Source organism: Lysinibacillus sp. RS11, from assembly GCF_042019215.1.
Taxonomy (GTDB): Bacteria; Bacillota; Bacilli; order Bacillales_A; family Planococcaceae; genus Lysinibacillus; species Lysinibacillus xylanilyticus_A.
In genome coordinates this window covers 1,450,512-1,469,685 of record NZ_CP168124.1, presented here as the reverse complement: position 1 = coordinate 1,469,685, position 19,174 = coordinate 1,450,512, and the positions used below count along the sequence as shown (strand labels likewise).

The 19,174-nt window shown below is 36.6% G+C and carries 21 protein-coding genes; 9 read left to right on the top strand and 12 right to left on the bottom strand.

Translation table 11 applies throughout. The annotated features are described in order from the left end of the window. Positions 1-549: 549 nt before the first annotated feature. Together AB9L17_RS07200 and AB9L17_RS07195 are read left to right on the top strand one after the other, a co-directional pair. The gene (locus AB9L17_RS07200) at positions 550-729 is read left to right on the top strand and encodes a hypothetical protein (RefSeq protein ID WP_223553099.1); all 180 of its coding nucleotides are present in this window, start codon (positions 550-552) and stop codon (positions 727-729) included. Between the two features lie 138 nt (positions 730-867). Then, the gene (locus AB9L17_RS07195) at positions 868-1,434 is read left to right on the top strand and encodes a DUF4256 domain-containing protein (protein WP_375200291.1); all 567 of its coding nucleotides are present in this window, start codon (positions 868-870) and stop codon (positions 1,432-1,434) included. A gap of 268 nt (positions 1,435-1,702) precedes the next feature. Here AB9L17_RS07195 and AB9L17_RS07190 read toward each other — a convergent pair whose 3' ends face one another. From AB9L17_RS07190 to AB9L17_RS07170, 5 genes are all read right to left on the bottom strand, one after another. Further along, positions 1,703-2,437 carry a hypothetical protein gene (locus AB9L17_RS07190; protein ID WP_068982889.1) on the bottom strand — a complete coding sequence of 245 codons (735 nt, stop codon included), beginning with the start codon at positions 2,435-2,437 and terminating at the stop codon, positions 1,703-1,705. A 400-nt stretch (positions 2,438-2,837) separates the two neighbouring features. After that, positions 2,838-3,629, bottom strand: coding sequence for a GNAT family N-acetyltransferase (locus tag AB9L17_RS07185; protein ID WP_375200290.1), 792 nt, complete (start codon positions 3,627-3,629; stop codon positions 2,838-2,840). Next, positions 3,616-5,421 (bottom strand): ribosomal protection-like ABC-F family protein, encoded by a 1,806-nt coding sequence (abc-f, locus tag AB9L17_RS07180; RefSeq protein ID WP_375200289.1) that lies wholly within the window; start codon positions 5,419-5,421, stop codon positions 3,616-3,618. The genes AB9L17_RS07185 and abc-f overlap by 14 nt, the downstream gene beginning before the upstream one ends. 103 nt (positions 5,422-5,524) lie before the next feature. After that, positions 5,525-5,665 (bottom strand): RAxF-45 family protein, encoded by a 141-nt coding sequence (locus tag AB9L17_RS07175; protein ID WP_375200288.1) that lies wholly within the window; start codon positions 5,663-5,665, stop codon positions 5,525-5,527. 120 nt (positions 5,666-5,785) lie between these two features. Then, on the bottom strand, positions 5,786-6,814 hold the full coding sequence (locus AB9L17_RS07170) for an AbrB family transcriptional regulator (protein ID WP_375200287.1): 1,029 nt from the start codon (positions 6,812-6,814) through the stop codon (positions 5,786-5,788). 223 nt (positions 6,815-7,037) lie between these two features. Here AB9L17_RS07170 and AB9L17_RS07165 point away from each other — a divergent pair, with 223 nt between their 5' ends. The 6 genes from AB9L17_RS07165 to AB9L17_RS07140 all read left to right on the top strand — a co-directional run bounded on the left by AB9L17_RS07165 (position 7,038) and on the right by AB9L17_RS07140 (position 10,933). Further along, on the top strand, positions 7,038-7,487 hold the full coding sequence (locus tag AB9L17_RS07165; RefSeq protein WP_068982893.1) for a LytTR family DNA-binding domain-containing protein: 450 nt from the start codon (positions 7,038-7,040) through the stop codon (positions 7,485-7,487). Position 7,488: 1 nt separating this feature from the next. Then, the gene (locus tag AB9L17_RS07160; protein ID WP_068982894.1) at positions 7,489-7,893 is read left to right on the top strand and encodes a DUF3021 domain-containing protein; all 405 of its coding nucleotides are present in this window, start codon (positions 7,489-7,491) and stop codon (positions 7,891-7,893) included. A 5-nt stretch (positions 7,894-7,898) separates the two neighbouring features. Then, positions 7,899-8,819 carry an ABC transporter ATP-binding protein gene (locus AB9L17_RS07155; RefSeq protein WP_375200286.1) on the top strand — a complete coding sequence of 307 codons (921 nt, stop codon included), beginning with the start codon at positions 7,899-7,901 and terminating at the stop codon, positions 8,817-8,819. Next, positions 8,819-9,694, top strand: coding sequence for an ABC transporter permease (locus AB9L17_RS07150; RefSeq protein WP_375200285.1), 876 nt, complete (start codon positions 8,819-8,821; stop codon positions 9,692-9,694). The genes AB9L17_RS07155 and AB9L17_RS07150 overlap by 1 nt, the downstream gene beginning before the upstream one ends. A gap of 122 nt (positions 9,695-9,816) precedes the next feature. Next, on the top strand, positions 9,817-10,572 hold the full coding sequence (locus AB9L17_RS07145) for a DUF2087 domain-containing protein (RefSeq protein ID WP_068982897.1): 756 nt from the start codon (positions 9,817-9,819) through the stop codon (positions 10,570-10,572). A 16-nt stretch (positions 10,573-10,588) separates the two neighbouring features. Continuing rightward, positions 10,589-10,933: a GIY-YIG nuclease family protein gene (locus AB9L17_RS07140; RefSeq protein ID WP_375200284.1), complete on the top strand. Its 345-nt coding sequence runs from the start codon at positions 10,589-10,591 to the stop codon at positions 10,931-10,933. A gap of 162 nt (positions 10,934-11,095) precedes the next feature. On the opposite strand, the gene AB9L17_RS07135 is transcribed toward AB9L17_RS07140, so the two are convergent. The 4 genes from AB9L17_RS07135 to AB9L17_RS07120 all read right to left on the bottom strand — a co-directional run bounded on the left by AB9L17_RS07135 (position 11,096) and on the right by AB9L17_RS07120 (position 14,293). Further along, positions 11,096-11,467 (bottom strand): MmcQ/YjbR family DNA-binding protein, encoded by a 372-nt coding sequence (locus AB9L17_RS07135; RefSeq protein WP_375200283.1) that lies wholly within the window; start codon positions 11,465-11,467, stop codon positions 11,096-11,098. A 174-nt stretch (positions 11,468-11,641) separates the two neighbouring features. Next, complete coding sequence (locus tag AB9L17_RS07130) at positions 11,642-12,457, bottom strand: YitT family protein (RefSeq protein ID WP_068982900.1); 816 nt, start codon at positions 12,455-12,457, stop codon at positions 11,642-11,644. 111 nt (positions 12,458-12,568) lie between these two features. Further along, complete coding sequence (locus AB9L17_RS07125) at positions 12,569-13,894, bottom strand: M48 family metallopeptidase (RefSeq protein WP_375200767.1); 1,326 nt, start codon at positions 13,892-13,894, stop codon at positions 12,569-12,571. 261 nt (positions 13,895-14,155) lie between these two features. After that, complete coding sequence (locus AB9L17_RS07120; protein WP_375200282.1) at positions 14,156-14,293, bottom strand: hypothetical protein; 138 nt, start codon at positions 14,291-14,293, stop codon at positions 14,156-14,158. A 296-nt stretch (positions 14,294-14,589) separates the two neighbouring features. Between AB9L17_RS07120 and AB9L17_RS07115 the strand changes: the two genes are divergently transcribed. Continuing rightward, on the top strand, positions 14,590-15,714 hold the full coding sequence (locus tag AB9L17_RS07115; protein WP_375199823.1) for an IS4 family transposase: 1,125 nt from the start codon (positions 14,590-14,592) through the stop codon (positions 15,712-15,714). Positions 15,715-15,852: 138 nt separating this feature from the next. On the opposite strand, the gene AB9L17_RS07110 is transcribed toward AB9L17_RS07115, so the two are convergent. From AB9L17_RS07110 to AB9L17_RS07100, 3 genes are read right to left on the bottom strand one after another with little or no spacing between them, the layout of a single operon-like run. After that, complete coding sequence (locus AB9L17_RS07110) at positions 15,853-16,377, bottom strand: hypothetical protein (RefSeq protein ID WP_375200281.1); 525 nt, start codon at positions 16,375-16,377, stop codon at positions 15,853-15,855. Continuing rightward, positions 16,374-17,468, bottom strand: a complete 1,095-nt coding sequence (locus tag AB9L17_RS07105; protein WP_375200280.1) for an MBL fold metallo-hydrolase — start codon at positions 17,466-17,468, stop codon at positions 16,374-16,376. The genes AB9L17_RS07110 and AB9L17_RS07105 overlap by 4 nt, the downstream gene beginning before the upstream one ends. Then, positions 17,461-19,122 (bottom strand): ABC transporter permease, encoded by a 1,662-nt coding sequence (locus AB9L17_RS07100; protein ID WP_375200279.1) that lies wholly within the window; start codon positions 19,120-19,122, stop codon positions 17,461-17,463. Before AB9L17_RS07100 ends, AB9L17_RS07105 begins: the two co-directional genes overlap by 8 nt. Between the last annotated feature and the right edge of the window lie 52 nt (positions 19,123-19,174).

The following is a 19,174-nucleotide window of genomic DNA, read 5'->3' as shown; positions in this document are numbered from 1 at the left end:
TGTCTTTCTATCCGTCACTTGGATTCTGCGGGTACAAAGACACCCCCTATAAATTTTATCGATACCCAAAATAGAACTGAAATTAAAAGCATGTCAACGATTGGAATTAATTCAAAGTTCCAATCAGTAGACATGCTTTTTTTTGATTCTATGTGACTTGAATGCATGCACGATCTTTTAAACTATAGTAGTAGATTCGTTTTAAAAAAGGGATTGTATGTTATGAATGGGTGTTTTCTTTAGGATTGTTGTTATTCAACGAATGGTGCATGTTAGTAGAAGAAGGATTATGTAATTAACAGTACTTCGAAAAAGTTATATATAGTAATTTTTTATTTTATTTGATATCTTTTTTAGAATGACACCTTAAAGGAATGACCAATATGAAACTAATGAAACGATTTATTTTAAATCGCCCTGCAGGAAAATGACTTGCCTATTTTTATGGTATGGTTGCTACGCGACAAAAATGACGACTTGTTACTATTCGAAGACGAAGACGGCTATCCATTTTTACTACCTGTTTGGCCAACTTGAAGCTTTGCTGAAATGGTGGCTGCCAATTTTGATGAGTCATTTGAAGCGTTCAACATGCCACTTGCGAATTTTTTAGACGATTTAGTTGTTGATATTGAAAATGACGGTGGTGCCATATCGATTTTTCCAAACGAAAACGATACAATTATTCAAACTCGTGATGAAATAAAGGAAATGATTCGTGATTTATAATAAGCAGGATACTCCCCGTTAAACGGAGAACCCTATCATAAGCACGTTAAATTCTTTAGTAAAAATTGAATTTTTTATTGAACTGAGCAGTTTAATTCTTAAACCATTATGAGTAAAAACATTAAGGGGGAAACTACTATGACAAAGAAAAATAAGGAGTTATCACCAGAACAACGTGAGGAACTACTCAAAACTTTGAAAGCACGTTTTGAAAAAAATATGAATCGCCATAAAGATCTTGAATGGGCTGAAGTACAAGCTAAACTCGAAGCTAATACTGAAAAACTATGGTCGCTCAATGAAATGGAAGAAACTGGAGGAGAACCAGATGTTGTTGGCCATGATCAAAAGACGGGTGAATACATTTTTTATGATTGTTCAGCGGAAAGTCCTAAAGGTCGAAGAAGTGTTTGTTATGACCATGAAGCACTAGAATCAAGGAAAAAACACAAACCAGAAAATAACGCTATTGATATGGCTACTGCCATGGGCATTGAACTTTTAACGGAGGAACAATACCGTGAGCTGCAGAAACTTGAAAATTTCGATATGAAAACTTCGAGCTGGGTGCAAACACCTGCTAATATTAGAAAACTTGGTGGGGCTATCTTTTGTGATTATCGCTACGACACTGTCTTTGTGTATCACAATGGAGCAGACTCTTACTATGCTGCTAGGGGCTTCCGTGGCTCGCTAAGGGTCTAAATTTTTTTTGCATAGACAGATAAATTTGAATTTAGAACAGTTCAGCTGTAGAAAGGCTTTAATTCCATATTTAATGTAAGGCTAAAAATATGTTAGTGAGGTATTCAAAATAATGAAGAAAGTAGTAGTACCTCCTAAGCCTTTTTTCTATAAAGGTGGAGAGAAGGCCGTTTTATTGTTACATTCTATACAACCGTGCTATTGAAAGTGGGGCTAGCTCATAGCTAACCCCACCTCAAACCACACTATATAGGCATTAACAAAGACTTTAAGATTCTAATACATTTAAAATAGCATCGAGTTCATTAACAGCAAGATCTAGACGTTCCTTTGCCTCGATATTTTGCTGTTTTAATTGACTAAACTCTAACAAATTTTTCTCATGCTTTAATTTGATAGAAGACAAACGCTCAATTCGTGATTCTACCTTTTCAATCGCTTGCTCACAAACTGCTGTCCATAATTTTTCTGAGTGCTGCATTTCTGTTGTTGATGGGTTGTGTTGACGTATAATTCGTCCATATACCGCTTCAATTTGTTCAATTAATTCTGAGTAAAAATGTCGCTCTACACGAGTTGTTTGGAATGTTGGATGCTCTACCTCTTTTGCATATGGGGTAATTTGGCGTAGTAGCTTCCCAGCATTTTCACCGAAACCATGCGATAAATTCAGTACATTCATTAACTGTAATAGTAAACGAATTTCTTCTAGATTAATAAGCTGCGAATCAATGTTTTCCTTTAGCTTTAAGGACTCCATAAAGCGTCGATCAAAGTGCTCAATTTCACCATTGCGTTGCTCTACTAAATGTTCACTTGCATTGTCTTTTAAGCTTTTAATATAGCGAATTGCGTGGCTTTTTAGCTCTTCTGTTGACAGCAAGTTGTCATTGTCTTGTTGTGGCTTTCCTCGTTGAACATACGCAAATGCATCCATTTTTTTGGGCCATTGTGCTGCTGGGGTTTCTTCTGAGACATTATAGCGTATATAAATTCCGTGCATTCCATATCCTCCAAGTCCATTAAACAAGTATCTCTAAAGACAATAAATCGAATACGCTATTTTTTCAAGTAAAAAACTTTTAAAGATTGAAAATCCTTCTTTTGAACAATAATCCAAAAATTCCGAATAGTCGATACTAATCAGAATTACTCCATTTATCATCATAGCAATTTTACCATTTTCCACTATGACAAGCTATGTTTGTACCCGGTTTCGAATTTGATATGACGGAGCTGATTGCAAACTATATTTTAAAACAACCATCCATTCATACAACATGTAATGACAATTGGCAAGTAACGCTCTAGCTTTTAATATAAAAAAATTTCGCTCTTTTCCTATGGGAGAATCCACCTTGGATCACAGTCCCATAGGAGTATGGCGAAATTGTTTAGCTTCATTAAGAATCTTGTCTTATTTGCTTAATGCTTTTTCCCTCAGTAAACGCATGAATGGATTCTACTTTACCTACTGATTTGAAATTTGCCTTGTCATAGACTTTTGCAACCTGTTCATTGATAGGCAAAATCCAGAGATATTCTAACCCCTGCTTTATCGACTCTTGCTGTATATGCTGCAGAATATATCCAATCAAACCTCGACCTCGATGGCTTTCAAGTGTTGCTACACTCTCGACTCTCCCTTGATTTCCTGAGACGAAAATATTGGCAGTACAGCAAGCTGTGCCATCCAATCTTAATAAATAGTAAGTAAAATACTGTGAATGATAAGTTTCCTCAAAGGCTTTTTTGATTAATGCAGGCTCCCCAAATGTAGAAATACTCATTTCTACAGCTAATGCTTCCTCCATATTGGCATTTGTTACACGTTCAATTTGTATTGCTGGATTATGTGGTAATTGTAAGTATTCACCGTTCCAACACTGTACATCATCATTAAAACTTTCATATTGAAAGCCATGATTCTCTAGCACTTCTATACATGACTGATTTTCCTCCACGTTGTATAAATACAATCTTGGAATCAGAGATTTTGACTGATAGAAATTTTTGATTTTCTTTAAAAACATATCTGGATCGGTAATCTTCTTCCAAATGTGTGCATGATTAGCGTCATAATATGTCGGCATTTCCTTATTATAAAATAATACTCCTTCGTGACATGTCTCCATCTCACTAAAACTTTTAATATAATTAATATCTAACTGCATGATGTGCTCAATTTTTTGCATTTTTTGTTCCTCCCTCAATCCATTTTCCATATAAATCCTCTAGCTGCTGTTCAAGCTTTTGACGTTGCTCCTTGGCAAGTGTCGGCTCCTTTAATTTTATTTCAAGCTTTTCAATCTGATCTTCAATGGGTAACTCTTTTTTAGCAGCGTAGGTCTTTTCAGGTGCTTCCTTTATAACCGGTTCTTTAACTATTTCTAAGCGTTTTTGCCTTGCCCATTCATAATGGCCTTCAAATACTTGAATCGTTTCATGCTCAATCCATGCAACTTTTGTAAAAATCTTTTGTAAGAAATAACGGTCATGCGAGACACCAATAATGGTCCCTTCAAAGGACTCTAATGTATCCTCCAATACCTCTCTCGCTTCAATGTCTAAATGATTGGTCGGCTCATCTAGCATTAATAAATTAATATCTTCATGCATTAACTGTGCTAGACGTAAGCGCATTTTTTCGCCCCCACTTAAATCCTTCACTTTTTTAAAAACGTCATAGCCATAAAATAAGAATTGAGCAAGAATATGACGTGCCTCTGCCTCTGACACAGCGACAATCTCACGGAAAGCATCTATTAAACGAATGGCAGGATTTTTATGCTCAAATTGCTGTGAAAGGTAGCCAATTTTCACACTGCTGCCGACATGACAGATCCCCTTATTAGGCTCAACTTCGCCTAGCATCATTTTTAACAACGTTGATTTCCCACTACCATTACCACCTACAATCGCCAGTCGTTCTCCGAAATAAACCGCTAAATTACTTTCCTTAAATAATGGTTTCTCAAATGCATGGCTAATGCCCTTCAATTGTACAACCTCTTTACCACTACGCTCAGCCATCGTTAAGGCTAGATTCATTTTCTTTTTCGTTGTAGGCTTCTTCACACGCTCTATACGGGCTAATGCTTTTTCCATACTTTTAGCACGTCGATGTAAGGCAGCATTCGGCGGATTCGCTTCATTTGCCCATTGCTTTAAACGTTTGATCGTTTCTTGCATTTTTTTAATTTTCTTTTGCTGTTCTTCGTATTGAGCAAATTGCTGTTCAACCTTAGCTTCTTTTTGTTCAACAAATGCATCGTAATTGCCACTATACGCAAAGGCCTCTCCATCTTCAATTTCAATTATTTTTTGAGCCATTTGATTCATAAATTGACGATCATGTGATACGACAATAACAATTCCTGCAAAGTTTCGAACATAGTTTTCTAGCCATTCAATTGCCTGCATATCTAAATGATTCGTTGGTTCATCTAATAGCAAAATAGAAGGATTACTTAAAAGGATTTGCCCAAGCATCACCTTTGTTTTCTCCCCACCACTTAAGCTAGTAAATGGTTGCTCAAGCAATGGCGTAATACCTAAACCATTGGCAATCATCGCTAATTGCGCATCAATTTCATAGCCACCCTGTAGCATAAACCGTTCCTGCACATGACCATATTGCTGAAGTATTTTATCTGTTACAGCCAACTGCATCTCTTGCTCAAGCTTTGTCATTGTTGCCTTTAATGCATAGATTTCCGCAAATGCTTCCTCCAGCACTTCCTTTACTGTGAGCATAGGATAATCCGGAATTTGATGTAAATAACCAATCGTCGCTTCTTTACTTTTTATGATTCGTCCCTTATCTGGCGTATCCAACCCAGCTAGTAACTGTAATAAAGTCGTTTTCCCACTGCCATTCACGCCAACAACGGCAACATGCTCGCCTGTATTTACTTCTAATTGAAGCCCTTCAAATAATACGCTTCCACCCATAATTTTTTGTATTTGTTCAGCCTTAATTTGCATCGTTTTTTCCTCCAATGAAACGTGCGAAAAACATCTTTAGACACAAAAAAGACTGCTCGATTAACAAGCAGTCTTTTCCTCATTAGTTTGTGAAAAAGAATGGTTAATTCGCTACGTTTGTTATTTGATTTTGCTTAAAAATGGACAGACCTCTCCCTTTGTTCGCAAAATCGAAAGTAATAACACGTGCAAAATACATAGCTTTATCCTCTTTTACACCTGTTTTCGTAGCGTTTTTATTCATTCCTTTTCACCTCCGTTCATCATAGTTAAACTTATAATACCATAATTCAGGAAATTTGGTAAAGAAAAATTTTATACATTTCAAATTTTTGTAAATATACAAATATTTGTGGCAGTTTTTTTAAGCTTTCACTTTTCTCACAAACATTTTGACAAACGGTACAAGGAAAATGGATACGACTAGTACTCTGAATAGCTGAAATGCAGTAACGATTGTCACATTCGCATGAACAGAAGCGGCGATAATCCCCATTTGATCAAGCCCTCCTGGTACGATACTTAAAAAACCTGTCTGAAAATCAAGACCATACAAATCCTTCATGATAAATGTTAAGCCGTATGCAGCGCCAATAAAGATGCCTGCTGATACAAATGCGTAAAACACATGCTTCTTCGATAAATGTAAATCCTCTTTTTTCAATAAAAGCCCAATGTAAATGCCAAGCATTAGTTGCGCAATATGAAGTAGTGACAACGGTAATTTTGGTACATCCATTCCTGCTATATTTAAGCCCATCAATAAAAACACTGGACCAAGCATATAGCCTGTTGGTATTTTCACCTTTTGCGCCAGCCACCCCGCCACTCCACACACAGCGAGTAAACCTATAAGGCTCCATGAATATGCTCCGTCTACTACTAACACATTTCCACCAGAGCCTGACACCATTAATGGCACAAACCCGACGATTAAAAGAACCCGTAATATTTGAAAGAACGTAATAACAACCATATCCATATCCCCTTGCTCTTCAGCAAAGGCAACAACCTGTGACATTCCCCCAGGTACACAGCACGTCAACGCAGTCGCAAAATCTAAATCTGCACGCTTTGCTACTAAATAGCTGATGCAAAAAAACAGTAAAATGAATAGTACATTTAAAACGACCATACTCCCTAAAAATAGTTGAATATCCTGCACGGCTTCTGGTGTAAAAGCAAAACCAATAGAATACCCAGCGACGATTAAACCAAAATTACGAAAATATATATGCCATTTCAATTGTACTTTGGTCGATAACTGAACAATTAGTACCGCTGTTATAGCACCAAGCAACCATGGCATCGGAATATGTAAAAGTTGAAAAAAAACAGCACCTGCTAAACCAATACATAATGTAATAAACATGTGCTTATCAAAAATAAACATAGAAGCAACCCCTCATGACTGAATAATTTTATTATGCCGTTAACTTGCCATTTTTTCTACTTCATCACTTTTTGCGAGGTTCTATATTGTTAAAAATGAACCTGTTATTCATGAAATTTAACCTCTTATCCAAGATATTCTCCAAGCCAAATTTTTCTATGCTACATTATTATTACCTGATTCAGTGTTTCTCCATAGCGGAGATATGTAAAGGAGGCCTCCAATGAAAATTCATTTAACAATCAATAGTGAGCTAGAAGAAACTGAGGTTCATATACATGCGAAGGAATACACCGAGCAAATTGAACGACTGATGAAGCAGCTACAAGCGTCCCAAACCACGATGCTAGATGGCTACTTTCAACAGGAAATTCATATGCTAAAAATTTCTGATATTTACTCCATTTACGCAGAGGGTGCAAAGGTTTTTTTGCAGACGGAAGAACAGGAATTCGAAACGAAGCGTAAATTGTATGAGCTGGAAGCACAATTATCGAAGGACTTTGCCAGAGTCAGTAAATCGACACTCGTTAACATTAATAAAATTGCCTCTATTCAAATGGGGAAAATCGGTACAACAGAACTGATATTAGAAAACGATGTGTCCGTCCATGTTAGCCGCAAATATTTAAAAGAATTAAAACACCACTTAGGTATTGGGAGGGACTCATAATATGAAATTTATTCGCATGATGATTATCGGACTACTCATATCACTTAGCTCTTCCTACGTCTTAGTAACATTAAGCGTCATATCTAATAACGCTGTAATGTCAGGATCGGAATTACTTGAACAAATTATCATCGCAGCCATACTTGGAGCTGTAATTGGTTTGCTGTCCATCATTTTTGATATCGAGCGTTTACCTTTTATTGCTCAGTTTATTTTACATGTAATTGCAGTTACTCTGTGTGTGTTGATTGCAGGTTATTTCGGGCGCTGGTTTGAACATTCAAGCATTACGTCTATTTTTATAAGTGAAGCTATTATTTTCTTTTTCGCTTGGTGCATTATTTATGTACTTCAAAAAAATGATATTGCAAAAATCAATCAAGTAATTCAAAAAAGAAAGGAATAAACAATATGACCTTTGCTATACAAGTTGAAAATCTATGTAAGCAATACGGCGATTTTCAGGCAGTAAAAGGTATTTCATTTACCGTTGAGCAAGGCTCCCTCTTCGCCTTTTTAGGTGCGAATGGTGCGGGTAAATCAACGACTATTGAAATACTTTGTACATTATTAAAAAAATCAAGCGGTACAGTTAAAATTAATGGTTATACACTTGATGCAAGTAACGACAATGCGGAAATCCGAAAATCCATTGGTGTCGTATTCCAGCAAAGTTTACTGGATGAACGATTAACAGTGCGAGAAAATATACTTCACCGTGGCAAAACATATGGCTTATCGAAAGCTCAACTTGCCGAAAACTACCAATTCATATCCACCTATTTGCATTTAGATGATATAGAAAAACGAAAATATGGAACTTTATCAGGTGGGCAAAAAAGGCGTGCTGATATCGCTCGAGCCCTTATCCATCGACCGAAAATATTGTTTTTAGATGAACCAACAACTGGACTTGATCCACAAACGCGTCAATTCGTTTGGCAAGCCGTTAAGCAACTTCAGCTCGAAACAAACATGACTGTTTTTTTAACAACACATTATATGGAAGAAGCGGCAGTCGCTCATCAAGTCATCGTCTTAAAGGAAGGAGAAATTGTTGCTGAAGGCACACCAGACGCTCTTAAAACAAAATACGCCTATGATTCAATGGCACTTGTTTTTCATAATACTTCTGAAGGGTTACAGTGGCTCGAAGAAAATGCTATCTCCTATACAGAAAAGCTAGGCATTTTCTCCATCCGAGTCAAATCCACACTTCATGCTTTAGCTCTATTAAAAAATGCGGAGCTACTTATTGCTTCGTTTGAAGTAATCAAAGGTACTATGGATGATGTCTTTCTTCATATCATGGCCGAGGGAGGTGTAGCTTAATGGAAGCATTATCTAGCTTAGTACAACGCAATAGCAAGGTTTTCAGACGTGATAAAACACAAGTCTTCTTCTCCCTGCTTTCTGTCCTTATCGTACTTGTGTTATACGCTGTATTCCTTCAAAAAATGCAAGTAGATGCCATTGAGCAAATGACGGAAGCTACGCCAGAATTAGTAACGATGGTCAATGAATGGCTAGTGGCTGGCTTACTATCTATGATCGCCGTTTTGACAACACTCGCTGCATATGGGGTCGCTGTAAAAGATTTAGAATCAAAAGCACAGGCTGATTTTTTAACTGCGCCCATTTCACGAGCAACAATTCAATTCAGTTATGTAATCAACGCATTGATCATAGGCTGTATCTTTTCTTTTATCGCCCTAATTGGCTGTGAAATTTTTATCGTTGCTACAGGCGGTGAGCTTTTAAGCTTTAGAAATTTCGTTAACGTCGTAGGCATATTATTTTTATCTGTTTTACTTGCCAGTGTTTTTAATCTGTTTCTTGTGATATTTGTCAATACACAAAATTCCTTTTCAACGCTCAGTACAATCGTCGGAACAGCCATTGGTTTTTTATGTGGTGTTTATGTACCTGTAGGAGCACTGCCAACCTTTGCTCAAAACCTTATTATGTATTTCCCTATCAGCCATACAACTTTACTATTACGCAATGCCTTTATGGAGAGCTCCATTTCCAAGGTTTTCGAAGGTGCGCCCGCTTCACAGATAGACGAATATAAAAAAGTGTATGGTATTGTCTATGACCTTCACGGAAATATTTTAAGTACCTCAACAAGCATTATGATTATTTTCGTCTCAATTCTTGTATTAGCAATCTTATCTATCATTATCTTTAAAAAGAAAAATAAATAAACACTTTCGCACATCGTTTATAAAATGATGTGTTTTTTATTGATTTTAATCAAACAATTTGTTATTTTAATAATAAATAAGCAAACAAAATAATTAATCGTTTGTTTTTAGGAGGATACTCAATGGATGTTAATGAATTATTTTGGCAGGCTTCGATCCATGACATAAAAAAGGGCTACAAAGATGAAACAACACATTTTACTTGTTTGCTTTGCGGGGAAAAGATTGAAAAGGGTATTATTTATCCACATGAAGGCGTACTCTACGAGGCAGAAAAATTTATACAGCATCATATTACTTCAGCACATCAATCTGTATTCCATTATTTAAATGGCCTAAATAAAAAAATGACAGGATTAACTGATCATCAAAGTCATATTTTGCGCTTATTTTATGAAGGAAAAACCGATCAAGAAATTAAAGAAGAGCTGGAAATAGGTAGTGCAGCAACGATCCGTCATCATCGCTTTGCCCTTAAAGAGAAGGAACGTCAGGCAAAAACTTTTCTTGCCATGATGGATTTATTAAAGGAGCAGAATCAAAAGGAAGAGAGCTTCGTCCCCATACACAAAACGGCTACAATGGTCGACGAACGCTATGATGTTACGATTTCTGAAGAACAGAAGTTACTAGAAAAACACTTTCCACATGGTATCGGTAAAGAGCTAGCCCGCTTCCCAAAACGCGAAAAGCATAAAATCGTGATACTCCGCGCAATCACAAAACTTTTCGATGAAGCGAAACAGTATTCAGAAAAAGAATTAAATGCCATCATCCAACCGATCTACGAGGATTATGTACTAATACGTCGCTATTTAATCGAATACGGTTTTATAGACCGTACAGATGATGGTAGTGCCTATTGGGTAAAAAAATAAGAAGGCAGGGTTTTCAATGGATCATAAAAAAGAATTAAAGGAAATGTATAAAGACATGAAAATTGAAGCGGGCGTTTTTACAATGACCAATAAACAAAATAGTAAAGTATTTGTTGGCAGCTTCAATAATTTAAAACGCCTAAACGGCTTTCAGTTTATGTTAAAAACAAATACACACACAAATAAAGAGCTCCAAACCGATTACAACTCATTCGGCAAAGATGCTTTTGAAATTGAAGTAGTAGAATATTTGAAGAAAAAAGAAGAAGGCTACTTCGATGCTAAAAAAGAATTAGAAAAATTAGAGCAAAAGTGGCTCGACATGCTACAGCCTTTTGGCGAACGTGGATATAATTCTTAAGTAACAAGCTACACAATGAAAAAGGAATCTGTTTTCTTCACAGTTAAGCTGGTGAAATGGCAGATTCTTTTTTCATGCTGTTGCGCGTGGGGGCACTCTGATTCCCCAAGGATTTCACTTCCCGTGCGGGGATTCACTTCTCTCCCGCGAATATAGGCATCACTATATTTCTTTCAATAATTCAATTTCTTGCTGAGCTTTTTTCGTTAGCTTTCCGAAAACTAGCTTATAGGAATGCTCGATTAAATTTTCTACTAAATCCATAGATACGTCATCTGCATCCATATAGATTGAATTCCAATGTGTTTTATTCATATAGTAGCCCGGAATAATTCCTTCATAAGCTTCTCTTAATTCTTCAGCTCGATTAGGCTCACATTTCAATGTAAGTACTGGCTTTCCAGTAGCATCTCCGCCCATCATCACATACATTTTTCCCCCAATATGGTAGCGATCAGCTTCCCACTCTATTTTATAATCATGCGTTGTGCCATGAAGCTTTGAACAATAGGCGTGAATTTTTTCTTTATCCATTCCAATACTCCCTCCCCATAATGGCCTTGGTGCAATTGTAGCTGACGTTTTCACTTTCGCTATATAACATTTCCCCGGCAAAAAACAAAAAACACACGTTCGATTATACATAGGATAACCCATAACGTGTGTAGAGAAAATAACAATTATTAATTTTTTCCAATTTAATAATTTTTACTTAACCCCTCGATCAAACATGCCGATGACTTCTGTAGTTTGCAATATATTGACAAAAGCTTTTTCATCCGTTTCTTTGATCGTACCTTTTACTTCAGCAAGCTGATAGCGTGTAATAACTGTAATCAATACTTTACGACTTTCCCCTGAATAGGCACCCCTTGCGTCCATAATCGTAACACCACGATAAAACTTTGATAGCAGTTGCTGCTTTACTTCTTCGCCCTTACTTGTAATAATCATCAGCGTCAATTTAATATGACTCGTATGAATCGTGTCAACAACCTTCCCTGTAGCATAAATCGATACGAGGGTCAGTAGTGCCGCATCCCAGCTAAAAACAAATCCGCTGATCGCTACAACAATACCATTCATCGTAGAGATTAATGTACCAAGCGGAAAATCACGTTTACGACTTAGTAGCATCGCAATAATATCAAAACCTCCAGAGGAACCAGATGCACGGAAAATCAACCCCGTTCCCAAGCCCACAATAACTCCGCCAAATAAAGAGGCAAGAATCGGCTCTTGCGTAGCTTTATAAATAGGAATAATATACAAACTTACTGACAAAACAGCGACTGAAAGTATCGTATATCCAATAAACCGCTTCCCTAACTTCATAACCCCTAAAATAAGCAATGGCAAATTCAAAAGTAAATTTAAAACCCCTGTATTCAAGGGCGTGATAATACCAAGCATGATAGCAATCCCACTTAATCCACCACTTAAAATTTCATGCGGAATTAATAAAAAATTGTAGGCAAAGGCAATTAATATTGATGAAAGTGTAATAATGACCACATTACGCATAACGATTCCCCTATCAGTAAAACAAACGAATTTTGATACATCTTTTCCTTAGAATACCCAACTTATTCTTTCTAAAAACCTGGATTTTGCACTGCCGTTAAACAAAGCTATTTATTTCTTCTGTTGTTCTTTTTTCTGCTCCTCTTTTATCGGCACTTCTTTTAAAGGCTCTTCTTTTTTCTCGCCTTCTTTCTCCGCTACCTTATTAATACGATCAAGCATTGGTGGATGTGTATAACGGAACCATTTTACAAGTAACTTTGGATTTACCTCACTTAAACCAGATATCGTCAGCTTTTGGAATGCCGTAACTGCGGACTCTCGATCACCAGTAAGTGAAATCGCATATTGATCGGCTCTCGTTTCCTGATACCTTGAGATATAATTGGACAGAGGGCTTGAAGCAAATAATAAAACAGATGTTATAAGTAAAAACAATGGATACGAACTTATATCACTTATTTTTTTAATTTTTAAGACCTGTCCATAACGGCCAACAATCCATCTCATACACTTTGCTGTTAACCATAATCCTAGCAAGGTCAACAAAAGATAGCCTGCAATACCAAAATAAATATGCTTCTCAACGTAATGTCCCATTTCATGTGCCATGATAAATAAAATTTCATTATCTGTTAGACGATTTAATGTAGTATCCCATAACACAATCCTCGAATTACTTCCAATTCCCGTTACATAGGCATTTAGGGCATTTGTTTTTTCTGCCATATTAACTTCATAAACATGCTCTGCCGGTATATTGACTTGTGCAGCCATCGATAAGATTTTCGCCTCTAGCTCCTTATTTTTCAACGGATAAAAATCATTATATAAAGGATCAATTACAACAGGCTGGATAAACATCACAAATATTGTAAATGGAATTGTTAAAAACCAAGCATATAGCCACCATCTTTTAGCACTTTTTTTGATAAGCCAGTAAATAACAGACACAATAATAAAGCTCATGCCAAAGTTAACCCAAAAATCGATAAGACCATCTCGCATCCACGACGAAAATCCTTGTGTACTAATACCGTAATTTTTACTTAAATTATAACGATAATAATCGAGTGGGAATAGTACCACATATAATAAAAGTGATAATAAGAATAAATAGCTTGCATTTTGTAACAGCTTCCTTTTTGTTTGAGACGTCGCCACCTTTTCAAAATAACGAGATACGCCCATTAATAAAATCATGAAATAGACTAACCATTCCAAGGGTGTAGCAACAAAAAACAGGAAGTTTCGTATTTTCGAGTATTCACCACTTAAATATAGTTCTCTTTCAGACATAAACATCACTGGATCCGCAGCTGTTCCCTGCATCGCTCGTGGTACTGTACCACCGCCGCTATGGAATATATACCAATACATACACAGCACATAAACGCCGAACAATAGTAGCGCGACAATTCCCATTTTTTTCGCTATGTCATTTCCTCCCTTGTTCAAAGCTAAGTTCGTCCTATAGTAAGTGTAAGCTAAATTGAAAAAGTTAGAACAAATTTTTTGTGTTTTATTTACCTTCTATCCCACTTCACACATCATTTAAACCTGTTTCCAAAAAGAAAAAACTCACTCCCCTTCTCCAAACGAATGCCAAGTCTTGTAGATGCCATACACTACAGCTTGTCACGGTTCCTAGAAAAGTTGCGAATTTTTCAGCGTATTTTTCGCTAATGAACTTAAAAATTACATATCCATGACAAATGCCGTTTTGCCACGTTGATCATCACTTAAATAACCCGCTGACATTAATTGATCATGCCAATCTTTCTCTATAACTGCGGCTTTTAATGCGTCCTCCTCCTTCGTCGATAGTTCCACCATAATTTCTCCTTGGTATTGCCAAACCTCAATATCCGCTGCATAGCCCGCAAAGCTTCCTTTATATGTTGTAGCCCTTGCAGGACCGTAAATTACGGCTTGGGATAATGTGTTTTGATACCATTCTTCAGAATCCCAATTTAAAATTTTTTTTGGTACATTTTCACTAGCGTCGCATTAATATAATTCAACGCATTTTAAAAAACTGAATTTTCTGCAATATTATCCATGCATAAAAAAAGCCTTTATAATGGTTGGGTGATAGTAAACCATCCAAATCCAAAATAAAGGACATAAGCATGGATAAGTTTACACGAAAAACATCATTTGAACAATGGTTTTCACCTATTTCTTCTACACAAATGGAGAAATTAGTTGAAATTCATCAATTAAATTACTATACAAAGAAGCTTCACATCGCTTCATTCTTGAAATTATTACTGTTTGCGCAACTGAATGAAACCGAAAGTCTACGTGCTATTAGTGACACGCTATTATCAGACGACTTACAAAAAGCAACGTATTTAGAGTCCATCAGCTTTTCGCAGTTAGGTCGGCGATTAACCCAAGTGCCAACTGAGTTTTTCCAACGAATTTTTCTAGACTTAGTCGAGCAAATTCATGAGAAAATGAATTTTGAGCATAGGCGAAAAACCACAACACCACTGAAAATCATTGATTCCAGCACAATGCCATTAAACTTAAACAACCATAGATGGGCTGAATTCCGTAAAACAAAATCAGGTGTGAAGTTACATTTGCGCCTTGTTTACCTAGAAAAAGGTTGTTCCTACCCTGATAAAGCGGTGTTGACGAATGCGAAAGAACATGATCGTGGTCAGCTTGAAATTCTCATTGATGACACGGAGTGCATGTACGTGTTTGACCGAGGTTACTTAGATTATGAGCGCTTTGATCGCATGACAGATGACGGATTTTTCTTTGTCTCACGCTTACGAAAAAACGCTGTAACACGTGTGGTTGAATCATTTGAAGTACCTGAACAGTCATCGGTGTTATCGGATGAAATGATTCTGATTGGCAACACGCAAAATCGCGCTGAAAATGTATTTCGCCGTATCGAAGTACTGGATCCAAACGGTAAAGAACTACATCTGATGACGAATCGTTTTGATTTAAGTGCAGATGAGATCGCTGAACTGTATAAGTCACGCTGGGCAATCGAACTGTTTTTCAAATGGATGAAACAGCATCTGAACATTAAAAAGTTCTACGGGCAAAGCGAGCAAGCTGTGCATAATCAGGTATACATCGCAATGATCGTTTACTGCTTAAACGTGCTAGCAAAGCTTCACACAAACAGTTCACGGACATATTTACAAATTAGTAGGTACTTAAAAGCAACACTATGGAAACCAGCACGTATTTGGCTTCGAAAAATCGAAGGAAATACGGTACCCTAAGGATTTTGAACTGCAGTTGCCCTAGTCAAAGGTTATAGTAAAAAAATGGATGTTTACTATCTCTACTTAAGCGTCTTTCATTTTCTTCAAAAACGGAAGAATTAGAAAACAGAAAATTCAGTTAAAATTCATGCGACGTTAGTGGTACATTTTCAAAAATAAATTTTTAGCAGCGTTTGTATCGACTGCATCATAGGACACTTTAGATGTAGTCTTTAATGATTCCTTACGACTAATCGTGAATGTCCGATTACCACCCTTAATATCCATTTCAAATTTATAATTAGACTCTGCTCCAGTGAAACCATGACTTTCTGTAATAGCGATTGCTTCATCTAGAGGTGTATTTAAGAATCTCTTTTTATAGGTAATATCCATCTTATTGCTCCCTTTATAGACACGCAAACGTTGGATATAGTCTTCATTTAGAAAGGCTCTCTGTGGTGTATCAAAGAAATAAACCTTTACTTCATCTTTTTTTGTAGCCTGAAAAATATTCACAATATCCGTTTCTGTGAAAAGTTCTGATTTAATATTAAATTTAATTTCATGCTCTGGTACGATTGCTGCTTTTGCTTGTACGGATCCAACAAACATAATACTAACAAGGATAGTTCCAATTAAACACAAATTTAGTGCCCATTTCTTCATTCGATTCATCATAATACTTCCTCCTCATTTTTTATTAATTGCAAGAAAGTCGTTTCTTTAGTCGTTAATGAACTGTGAAAATAGATGGTCTTTTGTGCATGTATTTTCTTAGAAAGTGTGATGAAGTCATGATAATCTGGATGCGTTTTATAAAAAAATTCCTTCTGTTGATTTCGGCTGAACTGCATGTTATATTTTCCTTTATTCCAATATCCCGTAAAGATCACTATTGCATTCGACTTTTTATGAAGTAGATCCTCTAATTTCGTTTCATCACGCTCAGGCACAAAATAGATGGCATTTTCACTATCTATCGTCTTTATCAAACATTGTCGTTTAAACGATGGTAATATTGTTTTAGTAGGCAATAAGTTTTCAGGTTCCTCATAATAGTTTTCAAATAACGACAACAAATTATCATGTATACATATCGATCTTGTCGTATGCTGAAAAAGATAAGTAGCAATATCGACTGTTTTTCCTGAAAAAGAAGATGGTAAAATAATTGGGCAGCCCGGATTTGCATGAATATATTCTGTCATTTGCTGCAATACGTCTAAATTATTGATGCGCTTCTCAACATGACCGCTATCTATAAATGCCACATCATAAATAGTGCCGTCCTCTATCGGCAATGTTGCTTTCAACAGATAGGAATCCACCACATAATCGCCAGAGTAAAATATCACCTCCTCAAAAAAACGAATCTTATACCAAACACTTCCTATTAGGTGTCCACTATAGCCCCATTGAAAACTAAGACCATTACTAACACCTATCCACTCACCGATGGATTCGGGTTGAAAGGTTTTTGCAAGTTGGCAAGACTGCTTTAATTGCTGCGCAGTCATTTCACTCATAATGATCGGTCCTGTGTATCCCCAATTCTCAAGTAAAGGAAGAGCACCTACATGATCTGTATGTGAATGGGAAATAAATACTGCATCAAGCTTCGCTACATGAGCTTGCGTTAAATTCGGAGGAGTCTTCTGTCGATTGTTCATCACTCCGCAATCGAGTAAAATAGCATGTCCATTATTTTCAATGAAAAAGCAGTTACGGCCATACTCACCAACCCCACCTAAAATCTCCACATTAAGCATCCGCATGTCCTCCCCTTTTTTGTAGCCAGGCAAACAGCAACATGAAAATAACGGTCATGATGACTGTGATGACTGCAACAGCCATTCCTTCCCCGACATTTCCTTGCTCAAATTGACTGTAAATAAATGTCGCGCCAGTCTCCACTGAAGGGGGCAAAATAAGTAATCCAGCGACAAGCTCACGCATTGAGATAATAAACGTCATCGTCATCCCAGCTAGAATTCCCTTCATTAATAATGGAATGATGATTTGTCGATAAACAACCCAACTACTTCTCCCAAAAATAGCCGCTGATTGGAATATCGAAGAATCTAATTGTGATAAAGAGGACTTGATATATTGCACGGAATACGGTAAGAAAAGTACACAATACGTCACTACAACCATTGTCTTCGTATTATAAATGGTTGCTGGTAGCCATGGCGCATTCCAAAACATAATTAACCCAACTACAAAAACAATTCCAGGAATAATGTTAGGCATTAAACTAAAGAAATCTAATACTTGCTGCTTTTTCGTTTCTCCTTTTTTAATGTATAAGGCAATGAACAAACCAATAATTACTGTAACGACAGCTGTGATTATGGAGAAAACAACACTATTTAAAAATGCTGACAATCCAGCACTTCCACTTGTAAACACTTCCTGGTAGGAGGCAAAACTAAAATTCCCTGCTTGCAAACCATCTCCCCTAACTTTCTGCAAAGATGTCACGATAATCGAAAAGTAAGGAATACCGATCGATAGCAAAATGATGATCCCCACAAAAAACCATGAGCCAAGCTTGACATACCACTTATCTTTGATTTCGCGAATAGCTGGTGTTTTTCCAGAAAGCACGCTATATGTATATTTGCGTCCAATAAGATTTTGAAAGTACCAGATAATGAGACAAACTGATAGTAAAAATAATGACAGCGAAGTCGCCATACTTATATCTACTGGCCATCTAGAAAGGTAAGAGTGAATTTCAGTCGTAAAAACTTGAAAACCAATTCGACTACCAAATGTTGCAGGTGTTCCAAATTCAGCTAACGTTTTGATGAAAATTAGCAAACTTCCTAGTACGTAGCTAGAAACCAATAAAGGCAAAACTATTTTCGTCCAATTTCTCCAAGAGCTTCGTCCGAAAATTAATCCAGCATCAAGAAAGGATCCATTGATTCTTAATAGCGTATTTTTTAGCATTAAATATAAAAAAGGAAAAAGATGCAGGCTCATAATCATGACCATTCCAGATAAGGAGAAGAACGCTTCCGTCATCCAAGCAGCACTTGGAAATAGCTGTTGGAGAAAACCATTATTTTGCATAAACAATATCCAGCCCATCGAGCCAATATACGGTGGTGTCATAAACGGAATCGTTAGAACAATATCTAGCCAATTATATTTATACAAGCTTGTTTTCGTTCTTATTAACGCCATGGGGAATGCTATAATTGTTGTCCCTATAATAACTAAAACTCCTAATAGTATAGAGTTTCCAAGCGTATGCCACACTCTCTCATTGGTAAACATTCTATTAATCTGTGAAACGTCTAATTGCCCATCTTTCATAAATGTATATAGCACAATGGCAATTAACGGTGCGATAGCAAACGTGATGACAAGTGTCAGTAATAATCCAAAAGTTCGTCTGCCTTCCATAATCATTGATATTTCAATCCTTCCCTAGAAAAACTTAAAGGAGGCTAAAAACCTCCCA

Bases quoted from the DNA above. Each gene is read 5' to 3' on its own strand.
- AB9L17_RS07120 (WP_375200282.1), bottom strand. From the start codon at position 14,293: ATGGTGGAACTATCGACGAAGGAGGAGGACGCATTAAAAGCCGCAGTT.
- AB9L17_RS07110 (WP_375200281.1), bottom strand. From the start codon at position 16,377: ATGATGAATCGAATGAAGAAATGGGCACTAAATTTGTGTTTAATTGGA.
- AB9L17_RS07195 (WP_375200291.1), top strand. From the start codon at position 868: ATGACAAAGAAAAATAAGGAGTTATCACCAGAACAACGTGAGGAACTA.
- AB9L17_RS07150 (WP_375200285.1), top strand. From the start codon at position 8,819: ATGGAAGCATTATCTAGCTTAGTACAACGCAATAGCAAGGTTTTCAGA.
- AB9L17_RS07155 (WP_375200286.1), top strand. From the start codon at position 7,899: ATGACCTTTGCTATACAAGTTGAAAATCTATGTAAGCAATACGGCGAT.
- AB9L17_RS07100 (WP_375200279.1), bottom strand. From the start codon at position 19,122: ATGATTATGGAAGGCAGACGAACTTTTGGATTATTACTGACACTTGTC.
- AB9L17_RS07200 (WP_223553099.1), top strand. From the start codon at position 550: ATGGTGGCTGCCAATTTTGATGAGTCATTTGAAGCGTTCAACATGCCA.
- AB9L17_RS07185 (WP_375200290.1), bottom strand. From the start codon at position 3,629: ATGCAAAAAATTGAGCACATCATGCAGTTAGATATTAATTATATTAAA.
- AB9L17_RS07140 (WP_375200284.1), top strand. From the start codon at position 10,589: ATGGATCATAAAAAAGAATTAAAGGAAATGTATAAAGACATGAAAATT.
- AB9L17_RS07165 (WP_068982893.1), top strand. From the start codon at position 7,038: ATGAAAATTCATTTAACAATCAATAGTGAGCTAGAAGAAACTGAGGTT.
- AB9L17_RS07130 (WP_068982900.1), bottom strand. From the start codon at position 12,457: ATGCGTAATGTGGTCATTATTACACTTTCATCAATATTAATTGCCTTT.
- AB9L17_RS07115 (WP_375199823.1), top strand. From the start codon at position 14,590: ATGGATAAGTTTACACGAAAAACATCATTTGAACAATGGTTTTCACCT.
- AB9L17_RS07145 (WP_068982897.1), top strand. From the start codon at position 9,817: ATGGATGTTAATGAATTATTTTGGCAGGCTTCGATCCATGACATAAAA.
- abc-f (WP_375200289.1), bottom strand. From the start codon at position 5,421: ATGCAAATTAAGGCTGAACAAATACAAAAAATTATGGGTGGAAGCGTA.
- AB9L17_RS07160 (WP_068982894.1), top strand. From the start codon at position 7,489: ATGAAATTTATTCGCATGATGATTATCGGACTACTCATATCACTTAGC.
- AB9L17_RS07170 (WP_375200287.1), bottom strand. From the start codon at position 6,814: ATGTTTATTTTTGATAAGCACATGTTTATTACATTATGTATTGGTTTA.
- AB9L17_RS07175 (WP_375200288.1), bottom strand. From the start codon at position 5,665: ATGAATAAAAACGCTACGAAAACAGGTGTAAAAGAGGATAAAGCTATG.
- AB9L17_RS07190 (WP_068982889.1), bottom strand. From the start codon at position 2,437: ATGCACGGAATTTATATACGCTATAATGTCTCAGAAGAAACCCCAGCA.
- AB9L17_RS07135 (WP_375200283.1), bottom strand. From the start codon at position 11,467: ATGGATAAAGAAAAAATTCACGCCTATTGTTCAAAGCTTCATGGCACA.
- AB9L17_RS07105 (WP_375200280.1), bottom strand. From the start codon at position 17,468: ATGCTTAATGTGGAGATTTTAGGTGGGGTTGGTGAGTATGGCCGTAAC.